The organism is Lacticaseibacillus thailandensis DSM 22698 = JCM 13996, assembly GCF_001436135.1.
GTDB lineage: Bacteria > Bacillota > Bacilli > Lactobacillales > Lactobacillaceae > Lacticaseibacillus > Lacticaseibacillus thailandensis.
Map to the genome: position 1 here is coordinate 691,092 of NZ_AYZK01000001.1, position 18,171 is coordinate 709,262.

15 protein-coding genes are annotated in these 18,171 nt (G+C 53.7%); 7 read left to right on the forward strand and 8 right to left on the reverse strand.

Translation table 11 applies throughout. From position 1 onward, the window contains the following. Window positions 1-167: 167 nt before the first annotated feature. The 8 genes from FD19_RS03145 to nrdH form a co-directional block, all read right to left on the reverse strand. Window positions 168-911 carry a YebC/PmpR family DNA-binding transcriptional regulator gene (locus tag FD19_RS03145; RefSeq protein WP_056969097.1) on the reverse strand — a complete coding sequence of 248 codons (744 nt, stop codon included), beginning with the start codon at window positions 909-911 and terminating at the stop codon, window positions 168-170. A 67-nt stretch (window positions 912-978) separates the two neighbouring features. Continuing rightward, window positions 979-1,494: a VanZ family protein gene (locus tag FD19_RS03150; RefSeq protein ID WP_054749625.1), complete on the reverse strand. Its 516-nt coding sequence runs from the start codon at window positions 1,492-1,494 to the stop codon at window positions 979-981. Window positions 1,495-1,683: 189 nt separating this feature from the next. Beyond that, a complete protein-coding gene (gene glmS, locus FD19_RS03155) occupies window positions 1,684-3,495 on the reverse strand; it encodes a glutamine--fructose-6-phosphate transaminase (isomerizing) (RefSeq protein WP_054749627.1) in 1,812 nt (603 codons plus the stop codon). Window positions 3,496-3,751: 256 nt separating this feature from the next. Then, window positions 3,752-5,104, reverse strand: coding sequence for a phosphoglucosamine mutase (gene glmM / locus FD19_RS03160; RefSeq protein ID WP_054749629.1), 1,353 nt, complete (start codon window positions 5,102-5,104; stop codon window positions 3,752-3,754). 61 nt (window positions 5,105-5,165) lie between these two features. Further along, a complete protein-coding gene (locus tag FD19_RS03165; RefSeq protein ID WP_054749631.1) occupies window positions 5,166-6,293 on the reverse strand; it encodes a CdaR family protein in 1,128 nt (375 codons plus the stop codon). Further along, complete coding sequence (gene cdaA / locus FD19_RS03170) at window positions 6,290-7,135, reverse strand: diadenylate cyclase CdaA (protein WP_056969098.1); 846 nt, start codon at window positions 7,133-7,135, stop codon at window positions 6,290-6,292. Before cdaA ends, FD19_RS03165 begins: the two co-directional genes overlap by 4 nt. 177 nt (window positions 7,136-7,312) lie before the next feature. After that, entirely contained in the window at window positions 7,313-9,484 is a 2,172-nt protein-coding gene (gene nrdE / locus FD19_RS03175) for a class 1b ribonucleoside-diphosphate reductase subunit alpha (protein WP_056969099.1), read from the reverse strand. A gap of 53 nt (window positions 9,485-9,537) precedes the next feature. After that, window positions 9,538-9,768 carry a glutaredoxin-like protein NrdH gene (gene nrdH, locus FD19_RS03180; RefSeq protein ID WP_054749633.1) on the reverse strand — a complete coding sequence of 77 codons (231 nt, stop codon included), beginning with the start codon at window positions 9,766-9,768 and terminating at the stop codon, window positions 9,538-9,540. 311 nt (window positions 9,769-10,079) lie between these two features. Between nrdH and nrdF the strand changes: the two genes are divergently transcribed. From nrdF to FD19_RS03215, 7 genes are all read left to right on the forward strand, one after another. Next, complete coding sequence (gene nrdF, locus FD19_RS03185; RefSeq protein WP_056969100.1) at window positions 10,080-11,108, forward strand: class 1b ribonucleoside-diphosphate reductase subunit beta; 1,029 nt, start codon at window positions 10,080-10,082, stop codon at window positions 11,106-11,108. Further along, window positions 11,108-11,608, forward strand: coding sequence for a class Ib ribonucleoside-diphosphate reductase assembly flavoprotein NrdI (locus FD19_RS03190; protein WP_054749637.1), 501 nt, complete (start codon window positions 11,108-11,110; stop codon window positions 11,606-11,608). The genes nrdF and FD19_RS03190 overlap by 1 nt, the downstream gene beginning before the upstream one ends. A 542-nt stretch (window positions 11,609-12,150) precedes the next feature. After that, window positions 12,151-13,353, forward strand: coding sequence for an aminotransferase class I/II-fold pyridoxal phosphate-dependent enzyme (locus tag FD19_RS03195; RefSeq protein WP_056969101.1), 1,203 nt, complete (start codon window positions 12,151-12,153; stop codon window positions 13,351-13,353). 12 nt (window positions 13,354-13,365) lie between these two features. Then, window positions 13,366-14,358 carry a D-2-hydroxyacid dehydrogenase gene (locus tag FD19_RS03200; RefSeq protein WP_054749640.1) on the forward strand — a complete coding sequence of 331 codons (993 nt, stop codon included), beginning with the start codon at window positions 13,366-13,368 and terminating at the stop codon, window positions 14,356-14,358. Window positions 14,359-14,426: 68 nt separating this feature from the next. After that, on the forward strand, window positions 14,427-15,482 hold the full coding sequence (locus FD19_RS03205; protein ID WP_056969102.1) for a PTS sugar transporter subunit IIC: 1,056 nt from the start codon (window positions 14,427-14,429) through the stop codon (window positions 15,480-15,482). Window positions 15,483-15,725: 243 nt separating this feature from the next. After that, entirely contained in the window at window positions 15,726-16,658 is a 933-nt protein-coding gene (locus tag FD19_RS03210) for an L-lactate dehydrogenase (protein WP_054749642.1), read from the forward strand. 189 nt (window positions 16,659-16,847) lie between these two features. Further along, a complete protein-coding gene (locus FD19_RS03215) occupies window positions 16,848-17,798 on the forward strand; it encodes a lactate/malate family dehydrogenase (RefSeq protein WP_056969103.1) in 951 nt (316 codons plus the stop codon). Window positions 17,799-18,171 lie beyond the last annotated feature (373 nt).

Sequence of the window (18,171 nt, forward strand, 5' to 3'; positions counted from 1 at the left end):
ACCGCAGCCAAAATTTTTTGTCCAACCCTGCGCGCTTGCACGCATCTGCTTTAACCACGCAAAAAAGGTCCCGGACACGCAGCCAAGTGGCTGCCCATCCGGGACCCAATCATCATTAAATTAACAAAGCAATCACGTAAGTGTAGCGGCCTTACTCACTGCCCTTTTTATTCAGCAGTTTCGTCTTCTGGCCACTCGGCGTTAGTGTACACGTCGGTCACGTCATCCAGTTCGTCCAGTGCATCCAGCATGCCTTGGAAAGTTTCCGCTTTGTCAGCCGGAACCTCAACCTTGTTTTGCGGAATCATGGCCAAATCGGCGGATTCAAACTTGTACCCCTTCGCCGCTAGCTCATCGCGCACCGTCGTGAATTCCTTTGGATCAGTCAAAACGGTAAACTCGTCGTCAGTTGACTGCAGGTCATCCCCACCAGCCTCCAAGACGTCTTCGAGCATGTCGTCTTCAGACTTATCCAGGTCCTCACGACTAATAACAATCTGTCCCATACGGTCGAACATGTACGCAACGGCACCAGCGCCAGCCATCGTGCCACCGTGACGGGTAATCGCTACCCGCACGTCTGAACTGGTCCGGTTCTTGTTATCAGTCATGGCCTCAACGAAAATACCAATACCGTTTGGCCCGTAACCTTCATAGGTTACTTCATCGTAACTTGTGTCGTCTCCGCCTTCAGCTTTGTCCAGCGCTCGCTTAATGTTGTCTTTCGGCATGTTCGCGGCCTTGGCTTTGTCCATCATCAACCGCAGTTGGGGATTGCCGTCAGGGTCCGAACCACCTTGCTTTGCAGCCATGAATAACTCACGGGAGATTTTTTGGAAAATTTTGCCGCGCTTAGCATCCTGAGCGCTCTTGCGCCCTTGGATGTTATGCCACTTGGAATGTCCTGACATGAATAAACCCTCTTTCTACGGTATGTGTGAAACGCAAAATCGTTAATAGTATAGCAAATACCCCGCCTTAGTTCAATGCCCGCCGACGCCGGCATGCAAGTAATAGCACGATGACCAGCAACATGCCGCAAACGGCCCCGGTGGTATCTAGAATCACGTCTTGAAACAAAGGCGACCGGTCACCGGTCAACATTTGGTGGAACTCATCCAACGCTGCACAGCCCGCGCAGGTTAGCGGCACCATGACCACGCGTAACCACCAAGCGGGGATGTGGCGGCGGGTTCCCATGTACAGCGACAGGCCCAGGATAAAGTACGAACCAAAGTGGGCACACTTGCGCATAATGAACTGTAAGACCCCAAAGTAGCCCTCACTAGCCACACTCACCACACTGCCCGCATAGTGCCAATGGATGGCCGCCACCAGGTGGTAACCAGGCTTACTCGGCAATAACCGTGCTAATAGTGGGGCCGCATTTTGCTGGTGAAAGGTCATTGAGCTACTGATAAATAGCATTAACAGTACGAATAACGCCAGCACCAACCAGCCGTTGCGCCGTACGCCGCCCCAAAATGTCCGCATCGATTTACCCCCAAAAACAATTTGCCTACGCCCTAGTGTAGCTAAATTGTCGGGCCAAACCAAGTCCACCAGACAGGATGGGGCCATTTTTAATTACGGCAAAGAAAAAAGCCACCCACAGCGGGTAGCTTCTTTGCAATATGGGCACTCGGTGGGTAGTACCTATACCAGGCCGTCACCACTAGCTGACTACTCCACCGTCACTGACTTCGCCAGGTTCCGGGGACGGTCAACGTCGTACCCACGATCCAGACTGGCGTAGTAAGCAAGCAACTGGCACGGAACGATCAACGCTAGCGGTGCCAGGGACGGGTTGAGGTCATCAATCACCAGGTCATCCCCAGGTTCGGCCAGCGACCGGGTAGCAATTCGTAGCACGTGTGCACCACGCGCTGCTGCCTCCGTGGCATTTGCCCGTGTGTGCGCAGCAGTGACCGGATCACTGATCAAGGCGATCACTGGAGTCCCGTTTTCGATCAAGGCGATGGTCCCGTGCTTCAATTCACCAGCAGCAAAGCCTTCCGCCTGTACGTAAGAAATTTCCTTGAGCTTTAGCGCGGCCTCGAGGGCGACGTAATAGTCCAACCCGCGTCCAATGTAAAAAGCATTGCGGGTGGTAGCCAAAGCACTCTTAGCCAATTCGTGCACCGTGTCCTTGGCGTCGACAAGCGTCTGTTGTGTAGCCGCAATCAAGCCCAGCTCGTGGGCAAGGTTCCAATCTGCGGCCGCCTGTACGTGCTTAGCCACACCCAACGCCTTCGCAACCAGCGCCGTAGTGGCCACCTGGGCCGTGTACGCTTTGGTGGAAGCCACCGCAATTTCTGGACCCGCGTGCAGGTTCAACGCGTAATCAGCTTCACGCGCCAACGTGGAGGTCGGTACGTTGGTGATGGTCAAAGTTGGGAATCCTTGCGCCTTAACTTTGACCAGCACCTGGCGAATGTCAGCCGTTTCCCCACTTTGGGTCAGAAAGACAAACATCGGCTTGCCCGCTAACAGCGGTTGGTGGTAACCAAATTCGGAGGCCAAGTAGGCACTGGCGGGCATGTGGGCGTATTCCTCCATCAACGCTGCCCCAACTAGACTAGCGTGGTAGCTGGTCCCGGCAGCCACAAAGTACAACCGGTCCGCGGCCGCCAACGCCTGGGTCAGTTCGGCGGACAAGTTCACCGTGCCGTTCTCATCAGTGTAAGCAGCTAACAGGCGCCGCATGACGACGGGCTGCTCATCAATTTCCTTGAGCATGTGGAATGGGTACGTTCCGAGGTCACCGTCACCCTCACTCACATCAACGATGAACGTGTCACGGCTAACCGGCTGGCCATTGATATCCATGAGTTGAACGCTACCAGCCCGCAGTACGCCCAGTTCCTGGTCGTGAATTTCCATAAATTCATGCGTCCGGTCCAACAGGGCCAACGCGTCACTACCCACGGCGTTGAAGCCATCACCAACCCCAATGAGGAGTGGGGACTTGTTCTTAGCCACGTACAACGTGTCCCCATCATCACGGTCTGCCAGGGCAAAGGCGTACGAGCCATCCACCAGCTGCATCACGTGCCGCAAAGCGTCGGTCACCGTCGCCCCCTCCTGAACGAACCGGGCTAGTAGCTGCACGGCAACTTCAGTATCAGTATCGCTGGCCATCGTCACGTCAGCCAGATACTGGTCACGCAAAGCGGCCACGTTCTGCAGGACACCGTTATGTACTAAGTAGAAACGGCCGTCAGCGGAAACGTGCGGGTGCGCGTTAGCAATCGTGGGCTTACCATTAGTAGCCCAACGCGTGTGTCCGATACCCAACGTGCCCGTTAGGGTCGCTGGCACCTTCGCTTCTAGACGCTTGATGCGACCAACCTCTTTGATCAATTGTCCACCACTGTGCCGATCATGCACAAAAATACCGGCCGAATCGTAACCACGGTACTCCAGCCGCTCTAGCCCCTTCAGCAACACTTGCGTTGCATTAACATTGCCAACCACACCAATGATTCCACACATTTTGCTAACTCCCATTCTTTAATTGGTATAGACCTTATGTGAAATTTTCACATAATTGGTCGATAGGTAGAATGATAGCAGTACCGGCAATTTACGTCAACACATTAAATATTGGTATACCAAGCTAATTTGCAAATTGGTCTACCTTGAGTTAAAAAGTTTCCCCACTAAGGCCCGTAATTACGGGCACCCAACAAAAAAGTGGCCCACCAGAGGTAGACCACTTGTATTAATAAAAAAATTTTGGCATTGATGTTTAGGCGCCCATTTCGGTCCGGACCACACGCGCGATGTCATCCACGTAGGCGCTAACCAGTTCCGGCGTCTTGGCTTCAGCCATAACTCGCAAGAGGCTTTCTGTACCACTAGGACGCACTAACACACGCCCGTCACCAGCCATACGGTCCTCAACGTCCTTAATGGCATCAGTGATGGCCGGGTAGTTCTTCCAGGAGTTCTTATCCTTGACCGGCACGTTCACCAGCTTCTGTGGATAAGTGTGCACCGGCGCCGCCAATTCGGACAGCGTCTTGCCCGTTGCTGCCATCACGGACAACAACTGAATCCCGGTCAGCATCCCGTCACCGGTGTTGTGGTAGTCAAAGAGGATAACGTGACCGCTTTGTTCACCACCGATGTTGTAACCGTGGGCACGCATCTCTTCAACGACGTGGCGGTCACCCACCGCAGTCTGGACGGAGTGCATCCCGTTGGCTTCAATGGCCTTGTACAAGCCCAGGTTACTCATAACGGTCGTCACGATGGTGTCCTTCTTCAACTGGCCCTGGCTCTTCATGTACGTGCCCAGAACAAACATGATCTTGTCACCATCGACAATGTTCCCGTGTTCATCCACAGCAATGCACCGATCGCCATCACCATCAAAAGCCAACCCAATCTGGGCACCCTTGTCCACCACGGCCTTAGCTAGGGCCTCAGGATGGGTGGAGCCCACACCATCGTTAATGTTGATGCCGTTAGGGGCCGTGGCCATGGTCTCAAAATCAACGTCTAGGTCACCAAAGAGGCGACTCACAATACCACTCGTGGCCCCATTAGCCCCATCGAGCACCACCTTGATGCCAGAAAGGTCCTCGTTGACCGTCTGCTCTAGGAACTGCGTGTACTTCTGGATGCCTTCAGGATAAGCAGCCACAGTGCCCAGCCCCTTTGCGCTTGGACGCGGCAACGTATCCACCTTTGCGTCAAGGTAAGCCTCAATTTCGTCTTCAGTATCGTCCGACAGTTTGTAGCCGTCAGGACCGAAGAACTTGATCCCGTTGTCCTGTGCGGGATTGTGAGAAGCAGAAATCTGAATCCCCGCCGCAGCGCCCTGCACCTTAATGAGGTAAGCCACTGCGGGGGTCGTGATCACTCCCAACGACAATACCTCAATACCAACGGACAGCAGTCCCGCAATGAGGGCATCCGCCAACATCTGACCCGAAATTCGGGTATCCCGTGCGACCAATACCAACGGCGTCTCACCGTTCTCCTGGTGCTTCGTGAGCACATACCCACCAGCGCGTCCTAGCTTGAAAGCTAGCTCGGGCGTCAACGTCTCATTTGCCACACCACGTACACCGTCAGTACCAAAATACTTAGTCATTATTTCTCCTCGTTTCTGCGTTTTACCGCGTAACTACGTTTACCATTTTATTACTTTTAGACTACTTTGTGCTACTACTGCCGCTACTTGATGAACTATTCACGCTGCTGGAAGTACTGCTACTTGCCGCGCTACTGCTGCTCGACGAACTCGAACTTACTGATGCACTACTCGCAGAATCACTGCTTGCAGCGCTTGACGCCGCACTAACTTCACCCGCTTCGCTACTATTTTCGGTTGTCACTTTCAGGTTCACCTTAATATCATTGGGGTCCGCGTTCACCAGGTTAGGGTAAATATTCGTCACGCGCACCGTTTTGGTCGTGCTACTCGTCACGTTGCTGACCTCCACCGGTAACGTTAACGTGTCCAGTTTGGCCAGCACGGACCGACTACCATAAATGCGGACACTATCCGTACTGCTCTTGAGCGTGACGGCGCGGTTTTTAGCGACCGACCCGGTTTGCTTAAACTCGACGCCCACCTTTTTGCTTGGCAAGCTGACTGGCAACATGACCTTCACGGTTTCTGGTAACACAATGACGTTCAAAGTATCACCATTACTGTCAACCGCCTGCACCGAAACGGTTTGGGTCACGTCCTTACGCGTATTGTGGCTCAGCGCCACCGTCGCCACGACCTTATTGATTCGCTTGATCTCTTCTCGCGAGCCGGAGACCCGGACGGAGTTTGTCGATAATTTTGGCGTGCCCACCTCGTAACCATCGGCGAGTGCATCCACGTTGTACTTGACCTCAATTGGCATGGTCCGGTTGACCCGCTTTTGAATATTCACGGTGATGGTCGCCGGTGAAATTTTGTAGTTCAAAGTCCGATTCAGGCCCTCCTCCGTCAGCTTGACGCGGTGCTTGCCCACACCTAACTGGCTCAAATTAGCCACGACTCGAAAATTCTGCGTGTTCTTCACCGCGGTCACCAGCGCAGAGCTGCCCGACACACGCACCTTGACGTTTTGCGGGTACCCAGTAATAAAGTACTTCGTCGTATCCGCGTTTAACTGTAGCGGGACCTTAACCGTCGCCGACCGGGTCGCCAAGAGCGAACTGTTGGCCGTACCACTTTGTCGTGTGTTGTTGACCTGCTTGGTGTTCACGTAGAAAAAGATGCCCAGCGCCAGCACCAACGACAGGAGACGGTAAACCCACTTGCTTTCCCAAAACTTATTCATTTGCGCGCCCCCTTCCGGTTAACACCCAAAATGAAATCACGAATTGGGTTGTGCTTCTCCTCGTCCTCAGCCGGGACCAATTGTGCCGTCAAAAAGGCCAGGTAATCCTCGCGCGACAGGTCAATCATTAGGTGGGAATTGTTAGTGATGGTCACCCCACCAGTTTCTTCGGAAACCACGACCGTCACCGCGTCCGTCACTTCACTGATTCCGACCGCCGCACGGTGCCGGGTGCCTAAACTCTTAGGAATCGCGTTACTTTCCGACAACGGCAAGTAGGCCGCAGCCACGGCGATACGGTTATCCCGAATAATAACCGCTCCGTCGTGTAATGGGGTGTTGGGAATAAAGGTGTTGATGAGCAACGCCCCACTGACTTCCGCGTCAATGGGGATCCCGGTCTCTATGTATTCTTCTAGTCCGGTATTCATCTGAATGGTAATCAGCGCCCCAATGCGTCGTTTACTCATGTACTGAATTGCCTGATCGAGTTGCTCCACTAACCGCTTGCCGGTATCGTGCTGGCTTTCCGCACCGTAACTAAACAAACCGCCGCGACCCAGATGTTCCAGTCCACGCCGAATTTCTGGTTGGAAAATAATGACGATGGCCACCACCGACCAACTGATAATTTGGTCCAAAATAAAGGATACGGCCCGTAGTTGTGCGCCCCAGGCAATGAGGCGAATCACCACGATAACCAAAATCCCGCGGAACAGCTGGACGGCTTTAGTACCGCGCAACAACATTATCAAACGGTACAAGAAATACCAGACCACCAATATGTCAACGATGTTCGCTAGCGTTGACCAGGTGAAAAACTGGGTGAATAATTCCTTCATCCTCAATGCCTCCATACAATGCGTAACTGTGGACATTATAGCATGGACCAGGACACGATTGGGCGTGAATTGCCCGTGTGACCATTGATGGGGGCTCCCCGTGCTCAGCCGGCAATAATGAGTCCGGGTGCGCAACACAAAAGCACCCGCCACTGAGTGACGGGTGCTTAACGGACGTTAAATCACACAACTTTCACAATCATTACTACCGACTTCCTGTTCATCATCCGTAAATGTCCGGATGTAGTAGATCGACTTGATCCCCTTATAGTGGGCGTAGTTCCGCAGAATGTTGAGATCCCGCGTGGTCATCTTGTTGGTCCGCCCCTTCTTCCACGGATACAGCCCTTCCGGAATCGTGCTCCGCATGAACAACGTTAACGACAACGACTGATCCACGTGTTGCTGTGCCGCCGCGTACACGTCGATCACCTTACGCATATCGGTGTCGTATGCACTCTTGTAGTACGGCAACGTGTCGTTGGACAAACCGGCAGCCGGATAGAAGATTTTCCCAATCGTCTTTTCCTGGCGGTCCTCGATCCGGTTAATGATCGGGTGCAATGATGAACTGGTGTCGTTGATGTAACTAATTGAACCGTTGGGTGCTACTGCCATCCGGTTCTGGTTGTACAAACCGTACCGCATGACGTCGGCACGCAACTGCCGCCAATCAGCCACCGTCGGAATGTGGATATCCTTGAAGAGCGCCTGTACCTGCGGGTTGTGCGGTTGCCAATCATCGTTGATGTAGCGGTCAAAGTAAGAACCATCGGCGTACTTGCTCCGATCAAAGTGGTAGAACGATTCGCCACGTTCCCGAGCAATTTTATTGGACGCTACCAACGTGTAGTAGTTCAAGCACAGGAAGTAGACACTAGTAAACTCAATGGACTCAGGCGAACCATATTCCATGTGGTTGAGGGCAAAGAACGTGTGCAACCCCATCGCGCCGAGTCCAATCGAGTGTGCGCGGTGATTGCCGTGCTGTACGGACGGCACCACGTCAATGTTGCTTTCATCAGACACAAAGGTCAATGCGCGTACCATGGCCTCGACCGCCCGGCCAAAGTGCTTGGTCTTCATCAGGTTGGGAATGTTTGTGGAACCCAGGTTGCAGGAGACGTCCGTACCCAACACATCGTAACCTTGCTGGTTGTTGATCTTGGAGGGTTCCTGGACCTGCATGATTTCCGAGCACAGATTACTCATGATGATCTTGCCGTCAATTGGGTTAGCCTTGTTGGCGGTATCCACGTTCATAATGTACGGGTAACCGGATTCTTGTTGCAACCGCGAAATTTCGTTTTCCAGGTTCCGCGCCTTGATCTTGTACTTCTTGATTTTCGGATTAGCAACCAACGCGTCGTATTCCTTGGTAATATCCACGTAAGAAAACGGCTTGCCGTACTCGCGTTCCACCGAGTATGGCGAGAACAGGTACATGTCCGCGTTGTCACGCACCAGTTCATAGAACTTGTCTGGCACGATCACACCTAAGCTCAGGGTCTTCACGCGGTACTTTTCGTCGGCATTTTCCTTCTTGGCCCCTAAAAAGTTGATGATGTCGGGATGGAACACGTTAAGGTAAACCACACCGGCACCCTGACGTTGACCCAACTGGTTGGAATACGAGAAGGAATCTTCCAGCAGCTTCATGACGGGCAAGACCCCACTAGCAGCACCCTCAATGCCCTTGATGGGTGCCCCGGCTTCACGCAGGTTGGAGAGCGTCAGACCCACGCCACCACCGATGCGGGACAGCTCCAAAGCGGAGTTAATGGCACGACCGATGGAATTCATATCGTCAGTCACCTGCAATAAGAAACAGGAGACCAGCTCACCACGGCGAGCACGCCCCGCGTTTAAGAAGGATGGGGTCGCCGGCTGGTACCGCTGGTGAATCATTTCCTCCGCGAGGTCGTGGGCTAAGGCCTCGTTACCGTCCGCAAAGTACAGCGCGTTGGCAAACACCCGGTCCTTGAAGTCCTCCAGGTAGTACTCACCATCGTTGGTCTTGAGCGCGTACTGGGCGTAGTACTTGTAAGCGGCCATGAAGGACTTAAACTGAAAGTGTTGATCCTTTAAGTATTGGTACAAGTTTTCTTTAAATCCCGCACTATACTTGTCGAGAAACGCCGCCTCGTAATAATCGTGATCCACGAGGTAGTCCAACCGCTCAGCCAGTGAACCAAAGCGCTTAGTGTTGGGCTCCACGTTCTCGGCCAAAAAAGCTACCAGTGCTTCCTTATCCTTGTTAAGCGGGATCTGCCCGTTAACGGGAATGTTAATTTCGTTATTTAGTTTGTAATATGAAACCTGCTCAGGTGAAATTGATTTAAGTGACATATTGTACCTACTTTCGTACCGTGTGACGGGAAATAAAAAACAGCTGGCCGCCTTTAGACAGCCAACTGCTTCAACACATCCGGACGGAAACCGGTGATGGCTTCCATTCCGTCCGCTTCGAGTACCGGCGTCATCTTGAAGCCCTGATTCTTAAGGTAGTTCACGTATTCAGGTTCCTCGTTGATGTTGTGTTCGGTATAATTAATGTTGTGCTCGTCCAGAAACCGCTTCGTCATGCGGCACCGTGGGCAACCATTTTTGGTAAATAAAGTAACGTTGCGCATATCCATCAGTCCTTTGATTTCGTAAGTATGCCATTATGATACCCAATATAGTGTGCTTGGTCAACCACAACACCACATCTTGTGTTGTGTAATTTCGTGAAAGTGCCCGTATCATCGCATTAATACGTCCAAAACTTTTTTGGCGGCATTTCACTTGCACCATATATAGCATATATTACCCCCAAAAAAGCGCGTTTACACACCATATATTGTGTGCTAATCTAAGGCATACCACCGGTGGTACTAGTATCCGTACATACAATCGCCGTGCCACCGTAATTTAGCGGTAAAACCGCAAGGAGGTTCTTCATTTGACTGATTTAGTAAAGAAGTTCGCGGGTGTTGATGATTACAAGGCGGTGAATTGGGACCGGGTCAACGACGCCATTGACAAGGCGACGTGGGAAAAACTGACCGAACAGTTCTGGTTGGACACCCGCATCCCCGTATCTAACGACATGGACGACTGGCGCGAGTTGGATACCGACCACCAGTGGGTCGTGGGCCACGTCTTCGGCGGCCTGACCCTGTTGGACACGGTGCAATCACAAGACGGCATGCAGGCGTTGCGCCAGAATGTCGTGACCCCACACGAAACCGCCGTTTTGAACAACATCCAGTTCATGGAGTCAGTGCACGCTAAGAGTTACTCCACCATTTTCTCGACGTTGAACACGCCTGACGAAATTGACGAGATTTTCCAGTGGTCCGACACTGAGGACTTCCTCCAGGCTAAGGCTAAGACCATCGTGGATATTTACCGTAACGATCCGGATCACCTGCACAAAAAGGTCGCCAACGTCTTCCTGGAAACCTGCCTCTTCTATAGTGGTTTCTACACACCATTGTACTACTTAGGCAACAATAAGTTGAACAACGTGGCCGAAATCATCAAGCTGATTTTGCGTGACGAATCCGTACATGGCACTTACATTGGTTACAAGTACCAGGTAACTTACGACCAGTTGACCGACGCCGAAAAGCAGGCCCAGGATGACTGGGCTTACGACTTGTTGTACAGCCTCTTTGAAAATGAGACGAACTACGCCAAGCTCGTTTACGACCAGGTTGGCTGGACGGACGAAGTCATGACGTTCGTGCAGTACAACGCGAACAAAGCCTTGATGAACCTCGGTAAGGAGCCCATCTTTGACACCACGGCCAGTGACGTTAACCCCGTCATTATGAACGGGATCAACACCACAACCTCTAATCACGACTTCTTCTCCCAGGTTGGTAACGGCTACCTGTTGGGCCAAGTCGAAGCCATGAACGACGATGACTACCTCATCGGTTTGGACGCAGACGCACAGAAAAATGAGAAAAAAGGTGATCGTTAATGGCAGCGCCAATCAACGTAGTATTTATCAGCATTAGCGGCAACACGCGCGCATTCACCAAGCTGTTGACGCAGTACGCAGCCCAGGCCCAAGCAGCCGATCCGGATGCACGCGCCATCAACTTCTACGAATATACGGAACAATTCGACGAGCGGGTATTGGACGCGGGTCCTTACTTTGTGATGGTCCCAACCTACCTCGACGGTGGTGACGGTATGCACACGGGGTATGAGGAAACGCTAACGGTTGACCTGCGCGACGAGTTGGATGACGGAAACACCGACAACCTTATTGGCATCGTTGGCAGTGGTAACCGTAACTTTAACGCCCAGTTTGGCTTGACGGCTAAGCACTACGCTAACCGGTACAACAGCCCCCTGATCGGTCTGTTCGAACTGCGTGGCAACAAGGAAGAAGCAGAACGCATCTACAACGCGATGGCTACGACCCTGACGGATTACGAACGGACGGGTGTGAAAAAGGCGTTGACGCGCGCTTAAGCTCAATTTGTTTTAACATTGTCGTCAAATGCTATTGACACGTTTCTCACATTGCTATAACATCATTGCCATAGAAGACGAGAGGAGTTTTCCCAATGAAACAAACATTGACCACAGTTACACGCAGTTTTGCCTTTTGGCGTTTCGGGTAATCATCCGGGGGCCAAGGGCTATTGAGCGTGGCACGCGGATGGAATAAAGCATCTGCGTGTGCCGGTGGTCAGCCAGTTTTATTAGGTCAACTACAGAACCACACCAGATGTTTCGCGTCGAGCGAAGTGCTGGGTGGTTCTTTTTTTGCGCCGAGTAACTACCCCTCTCCACTCGGAGGGCTCACGTTAGCTAACCCGAGAGACGGTAGTCCGCTTCCACTCGGCAGTTAGGCCGGGACAGGTAACCAACCACCCACACCGCCGTATCGCCGCACCGTACCCGTGCTCAGCAGCCACTCCCTAGCCCTGCAGCCGCCCACAACCCCGTTTGTTTCCCCAAAACTCGTCCTCATCTGCCACTACATAGGCATTCAGAAAGGAAGTTATATCATGCCCACAACTAAACCAAGTTTGCTTCAGAACCTTGACCACACCTACGACGGCCTTGGGGCCAACCCCATCCGGGTTTTCGACGCCGAAGCCAGCAAAATCCTGCACGTGATCAAACTATCACTCGGGGAACCCGACTTTAACGTGCCCGAACACGTCAAGCAGGCCGCCATCGCCTCCATCAACAACGACGAATCGCACTATGGACCCTCCAACGGTTGGCCCAAGCTACGCCAGGCGGCGGCCGACTTTCTCCAGGACCGCTACGACTTGACCTACGATCCGAACACCGAAGTGGCCATTACCGTCGGCGCCACTGAGGGTCTCCACGCCGCGTTGGACACCCTGCTCAACCCGGGTGACCAGGTGTTGATGCCGAGTCCAACCTTCTCCCTGTACGACCAACTGGTGCGTATTAATGGTGCCGAACCCGTGTACGTAGATACTAGCAGCACCGGCTTTGTTTTTACCCCTGAGCAGCTCCGAGCAGGCATCGCCAAGTGTGATCACCTCAAAGTCGTCCTGCTGAACTTCCCGTCTAATCCCACCGGCGTCACCTACAACGAGGCCCAAGTCACAGCCCTGGCAGACGTCCTGCGCGATACCGACATCGCCGTCATCTCGGATGAAATTTACTCTGAACTGACCTATGAGGGGACCCACTACAGTTTTGCCAAGGCCCTACCCGAACAGACGTTGCTCATCAACGGGGTGTCCAAGTCTCACGCCATGACTGGCTGGCGGATCGGCTTCATCGCCGGCCCCGCGGAACTCATGCGCCGTGTCAGCCTCGCCCACGCCTTCAACGTGACGTCAGCATCCAATCCCGCCATGGCTGGGGCTTACGAAGCCCTCAGCACGGAAGCCGGACGGCAAGACACTTTGGCCATGAAGGCTGAGTACCTCAAACGGCGCGATTTTGTCGTCAAAAAAATGCAGGCGATGGGCTTCGGCATTCCTAATCCCAACGGGGCGTTCTACGTCTTTGCCAAGATTCCTGATGACCTGATTCAAGACGACACCAAGTTCTGTTACGATTTAGTTCGCACCAGCGCCGTGGCCGTCATCCCCGGGGGCGGCTTCGGTCCCGGCGGTGAGGGTCACATCCGGCTCAGTTACGCTGCTTCAATGGCCAACCTCACCGAGGCCATGCGCCGGTTACAAACTTACGTTGACCAGTACCGGGCGGCACACCACGCCTAAGGAGGCCCACTGATGACTAAAATTTTAATGTATAGCGTCCGTGACGACGAGCAACCAGCCATCAAGGCGTACGCCGCCGCGCACAACGTCACCATTGATACGAACAACGTGGTCCTACACGCCGATACCGTCCAGTTAGCCCAGGGCTACGACGGCATCGTGATCCAGCAACGGGGGCCCATTGGTGATGATGCCGTGTATGCCCAACTGGCTAGCTATGGCATCCACCAACTGACCACCCGGACGGCCGGCGTGGACACCATTAACCTCGACGCGGCCAAAGCTGCGGGCTTAACGGTCACCAACGTGCCGGCATACTCGCCACGCAGCGTGGCTGAGCACGCCTTGATGTCCATTTTCCGAATTCTACGGCAAAGTCCCTTGATTGACGCCCGCGTGCGCCACAACAACTTTGACTTTAACGGTCTGCAGGCTAAAGAAATCCACTCCACCACCATCGGTATCATCGGTGCGGGGCGTATTGGTGGCACCCTGGCACGCCTCCTACACGCGCTGGGCGCCACCGTCCTGGCCTACGACGTCCAGGAACGTGATGAGTTGCGCGACGTGGTGACGTACACCACGAAGGCCGACCTGTTGGCTCGCGCCGATGTGGTCTCACTCCACGTTGACCTGAACCCCACTTCGACCAAACTCATCGGCGCTGAGGACTTCAAAATCATGCAGCCCACCGCCGGACTAGTCAACGCCAGCCGCGGCCCCGTCGTGGACACGCAGGCCCTGATTGACGCGCTACAGCACCACGAAATCGCCATGGCCGCCCTCGACACCGTTGAGGGCGAAGCGGCGGTCTTCACCCGTGATTTAAGCAAGGTCGGTCTGGACGCAAGTCCCCAGATCAAGGCGCTTAACGCTATGGACAACGTCATTTTGACCCCCCACATCGGTTTTTACACCAACATTGCGGTTCAAAACATGGTCGATATCGCACTCGATGACGTCCTGGCAATTTTGCGCGGCGATACCCCCAAAAACGCTATCTAATCCTGTGGCGACGCGCATAAGCGTGCCACTACACTGTACTTCCACCACGCTGAACAAGGAGAATCTTTATGAATACACGCACCGCACCATCCCGTCCCGGCATCAAGGCATTTACCCTCGACGTACTCAACGGCAGCAGCCTGGGCGTCGTTCTCGCACTTATCCCTGCGGCTTTGACTAGCCAAATACTGGGACTCTTTCCTGGTAACCACATTGCCAGTGCTATCACCATGATGGTGACCGTCGTGCAGTCACTACTCGGCGTATTCGCGGCCATGGCGGTCGGCCACATGTTACGCCTCGGTACCCTGGATGCGGCTTGTATTGCTTTAGCCACGTTCGTTGCTTCTGGGGCCCTGACGACGACCAAGACCGGCTTTGCCCTTAACGGTACTGGTTCCATCCTCAACATTATGCTGACGACCTTCATTAGTGCGGGCGTAGTAGTCCTGATTCACCAGCACCTAGGCCAGCTCAAAATGGTGGTGGAACCGACCCTCATTTTGATTGTCGGCGGTGGCATCGGCCTCATGACACTCCCCGCCATGACGGCGGTCCAAACATTCGTGGGTCAACTCGTCGCTAACGCCACTCACCTCACCCCAATTCTGATGGGGATAGTTCTCGGCATCATCTTCGGTATCTTGATCGTCAGCCCGTTGTCCTCGGTGGGTATTGCCACCGCGATCAGCCTCACGGGGACCGGTTCTGGGGCTGCCAACGCCGGTATCGTGGTCACCAGCTTTGTCTTAGCTTGGTTCGGTGCCACCGTGAACCCACTTGGGGGCACACTGGCGCACTTTCTCGGCTCACCCAAAATTCAGATGGCCAACATGCTCCGGCGTCCCCGGTTGTTCATTCCGGTGATTATGGGGTCGGGCCTGTGTGGTGGTGCGGCCAGCTGGTTGGGGATGAGCGGGACGCCGTTCTCCGCCGGCTTCGGCTTCTCGGGTCTGATTGGACCCCTGACTGCTCTGCAACAATCACATGGCCAGCTTGTGGGACTACGCGTGTTGCTGGCATTCGTCATCATCCCAGTCATCGTGTCCGTAGTGTTAAAATGGGGCTTTATCGACGGGTGGCACCTCATTGCGACTGATGACGTGCGGCTACCCAACGATTGATGTTCACCAACTCAGACGCAACTAGACCGCTGTCCAGACTGGATAGCGGTCTTTTTTGCCAGCATTCCCCGACTCACACCAAAAATGAGGTCTTTGTTACTTCCCCTTCCCCATGATTTAATCGCGGCGTCATAATAATTTGGCACGACAACGTGCCTACACTACACTGGATGGTGGAAACACGTTCCACTAGCGTCGCAGCAACATCAGCGACCTAAATACATCATGTAAGGGAGTAATATTGTGCCTCGTAAAATAGCAGTTATTGGTGTGGGTCACGTTGGTGAAGCCGTCGCCCACCAAATCGTCACCGAAGGTTTGACCGACCAGTTGGTACTCATTGACAAAGACGTCAAGAAACTGACGGCTGACTACCACGACTTTCTCGACGCGGCCGCTAACCTGACCCGCCACACGGACATCGTGATGAACGACTGGGACGCCGTGGCTGACGCTGACATCGTTATTTCGGCCGTCGGCAAAATCAACCTAATTACCCTCGACCACCCGGATCGCTTTGCTGAACTAAACTACACGTCCACCCAGGTCAAAGTCGTGGCCGAACACCTGCGTGCCGTGGGTTTTCACGGTCAAATTATTTGCATCTCCAACCCGTGTGACGTCATGACCATGATCTACCAGGAAGTAACCGGCTTACCGGCTAACCACGTCATGGGTACGGGGACGATGCTCGATTCTGCGCGCATGCGCCGCGCGGTTGGGCAAGCTTTCCGCGTTGACCCCCGTTCCGTCAGTGGCTACAACCTCGGCGAGCACGGCAACTCCCAGTTTACCGCCTGGTCCACCGTGAGCGTGCTGGGGCGTCCAATCACCGCCATTAAGGACGAGGTTGCGTTGGACCTCGATTCGGTCGAACATCATTCCAGCATGGACGCCTTTGACGTCTTTGCCGGAAAAGGTTACACGAGCTTCGGCATCGCGGCGGCAGCTAACCGTCTTGCGGACACGATTCTACGCGGCGCCCGGACGATGCTACCCGTCTCCAACTGGCGTGAAGATTTGCGGTGCTACCTATCCTTCCCGGTCATCGTGGGTGCCGACGGGGTGGAGCAACAAACCCAGTGGCAACTCACGCCTGACGAGCAGGCCAAGCTGGAGCACTCGGCTGACTGCATTAAGGAACACTTTGAACAGGTAATGCCCGTCAAAGCATAAACCACCACAAACAACGTTACGTAACGCGCAGGAGGCTGTGACCACACTATTGGTCATGGCCTCTTTTTTTGTTAACACCGCCGAAGACAATTATTTTTAGTTAATTATTGCTATTTTCTTGATTTTTTCACATTTTAATGCCATTATTTTAATCGTTAATCAATTCAACGACGAAGGTGGATACATATTATGACGAGAAAGATTGCAATAATTGGTATGGGTAATGTTGGTGGCGCTGTCGCCCACCAGATCGTGGCCACTGGTCTGGCCGACGACCTGGTCATCATCGACGAGCGGACCGCCAAGTCCAATGCGGATGCGCTCGACTTTGCCGATGCGATGGCTAACTTGACCCACCACACCAACGTGGTTGCGAATGATTACGACGCAGTTGCGGATGCCGAAATCGTCATCTCCGCGGTGGGGAAGATTGACCTGCAGTCGGCCACCAACCCCGACCGTTTTGCGGAACTAAACTACACGTCCACCCAGGTAAAAGCGGTAGCCCACAACCTTAAGCGGGTGGGCTTCTACGGCAAGATCATTTGTATTTCTAACCCGTGTGACATTATGACCACTATTTATCAACAAATTACGGGTCTGCCGCACAACCACGTTATGGGTACGGGGACCATGCTGGATTCCGCGCGGATGCGCCGGGCCGTTGGTCACGCTTTGGACCTTGATCCCCGTTCCGTGACTGGTTATAACCTGGGGGAACACGGCAACTCCCAATTCACCGCTTGGTCCACAGTCCGCGTACTGGGCCACCCCATCACGGAACTGGTGGACAGTAAGCACCTCGACCTGGATGCCATCGACCAGGATTCCCGCATTGGTGGTTTCACGGTCTTCAAGGGCAAGCGGTACACCAACTACGCTATTGCCGCCGCCGCGACCCGACTGGCCCGCACCATTCTGGAAGACGCACACACCGAACTGGCCGTCTCTAACTGGCATGAAGACTTCGGTTGCTACCTATCCACGCCGGTGATCATTGGGCGTGACGGTATCCTGGCGCGAGCCGATTTCCACCTCACCGAATTGGAACAAGAAAAACTCGCTCGTTCCGCCCGCTTCATCCACGACCACTACGCCGAAGTGGATCCGGCCAAGGATGAAGTGGCCAGCCGGGCATAAAATCTGTCCGCAATGGCCCCAAAAAATTTAACGATTACGTAACCATACTTGATAGATTAGCATTGACGGGACGTGCACCCGGTCTGGCCGCTAATTCATCCGTCCGCCGACTGGTCGGACACCCCATGAACGGGTTACAATAGTAGTTGTGAATAAATACCGCTGGGACATTAGCCAGCGTTTTGGGGGAACCATTAACACATGGATGATACGGACAAGTTTGCGGCTAGTCGGGTCCAGCGCTACGACCACAGGCACCAGACGTGGTGGCGTTGGTTCATTCGTTTCTTCGATGTCGATTAGGCTTAAAGTGAACACAATAGTAAACGGGACGCGGAAATTAAATTCCGCGTCCCGTTTGCGTTTAATCACA

Excerpts from the sequence above, each read along its gene's own strand:
- FD19_RS03145 (WP_056969097.1), bottom strand. The coding sequence starts at position 911 with ATGTCAGGACATTCCAAGTGGCATAACATCCAAGGGCGCAAGAGCGCT.
- FD19_RS03150 (WP_054749625.1), bottom strand. The coding sequence starts at position 1,494 with ATGCGGACATTTTGGGGCGGCGTACGGCGCAACGGCTGGTTGGTGCTG.
- glmS (WP_054749627.1), bottom strand. The coding sequence starts at position 3,495 with ATGTGTGGAATCATTGGTGTGGTTGGCAATGTTAATGCAACGCAAGTG.
- glmM (WP_054749629.1), bottom strand. The coding sequence starts at position 5,104 with ATGACTAAGTATTTTGGTACTGACGGTGTACGTGGTGTGGCAAATGAG.
- FD19_RS03165 (WP_054749631.1), bottom strand. The coding sequence starts at position 6,293 with ATGAATAAGTTTTGGGAAAGCAAGTGGGTTTACCGTCTCCTGTCGTTG.
- cdaA (WP_056969098.1), bottom strand. The coding sequence starts at position 7,135 with ATGAAGGAATTATTCACCCAGTTTTTCACCTGGTCAACGCTAGCGAAC.
- nrdE (WP_056969099.1), bottom strand. The coding sequence starts at position 9,484 with ATGTCACTTAAATCAATTTCACCTGAGCAGGTTTCATATTACAAACTA.
- nrdH (WP_054749633.1), bottom strand. The coding sequence starts at position 9,768 with ATGCGCAACGTTACTTTATTTACCAAAAATGGTTGCCCACGGTGCCGC.
- FD19_RS03190 (WP_054749637.1), top strand. The coding sequence starts at position 11,108 with ATGGCAGCGCCAATCAACGTAGTATTTATCAGCATTAGCGGCAACACG.
- FD19_RS03195 (WP_056969101.1), top strand. The coding sequence starts at position 12,151 with ATGCCCACAACTAAACCAAGTTTGCTTCAGAACCTTGACCACACCTAC.
- FD19_RS03200 (WP_054749640.1), top strand. The coding sequence starts at position 13,366 with ATGACTAAAATTTTAATGTATAGCGTCCGTGACGACGAGCAACCAGCC.
- FD19_RS03205 (WP_056969102.1), top strand. The coding sequence starts at position 14,427 with ATGAATACACGCACCGCACCATCCCGTCCCGGCATCAAGGCATTTACC.
- FD19_RS03215 (WP_056969103.1), top strand. The coding sequence starts at position 16,848 with ATGACGAGAAAGATTGCAATAATTGGTATGGGTAATGTTGGTGGCGCT.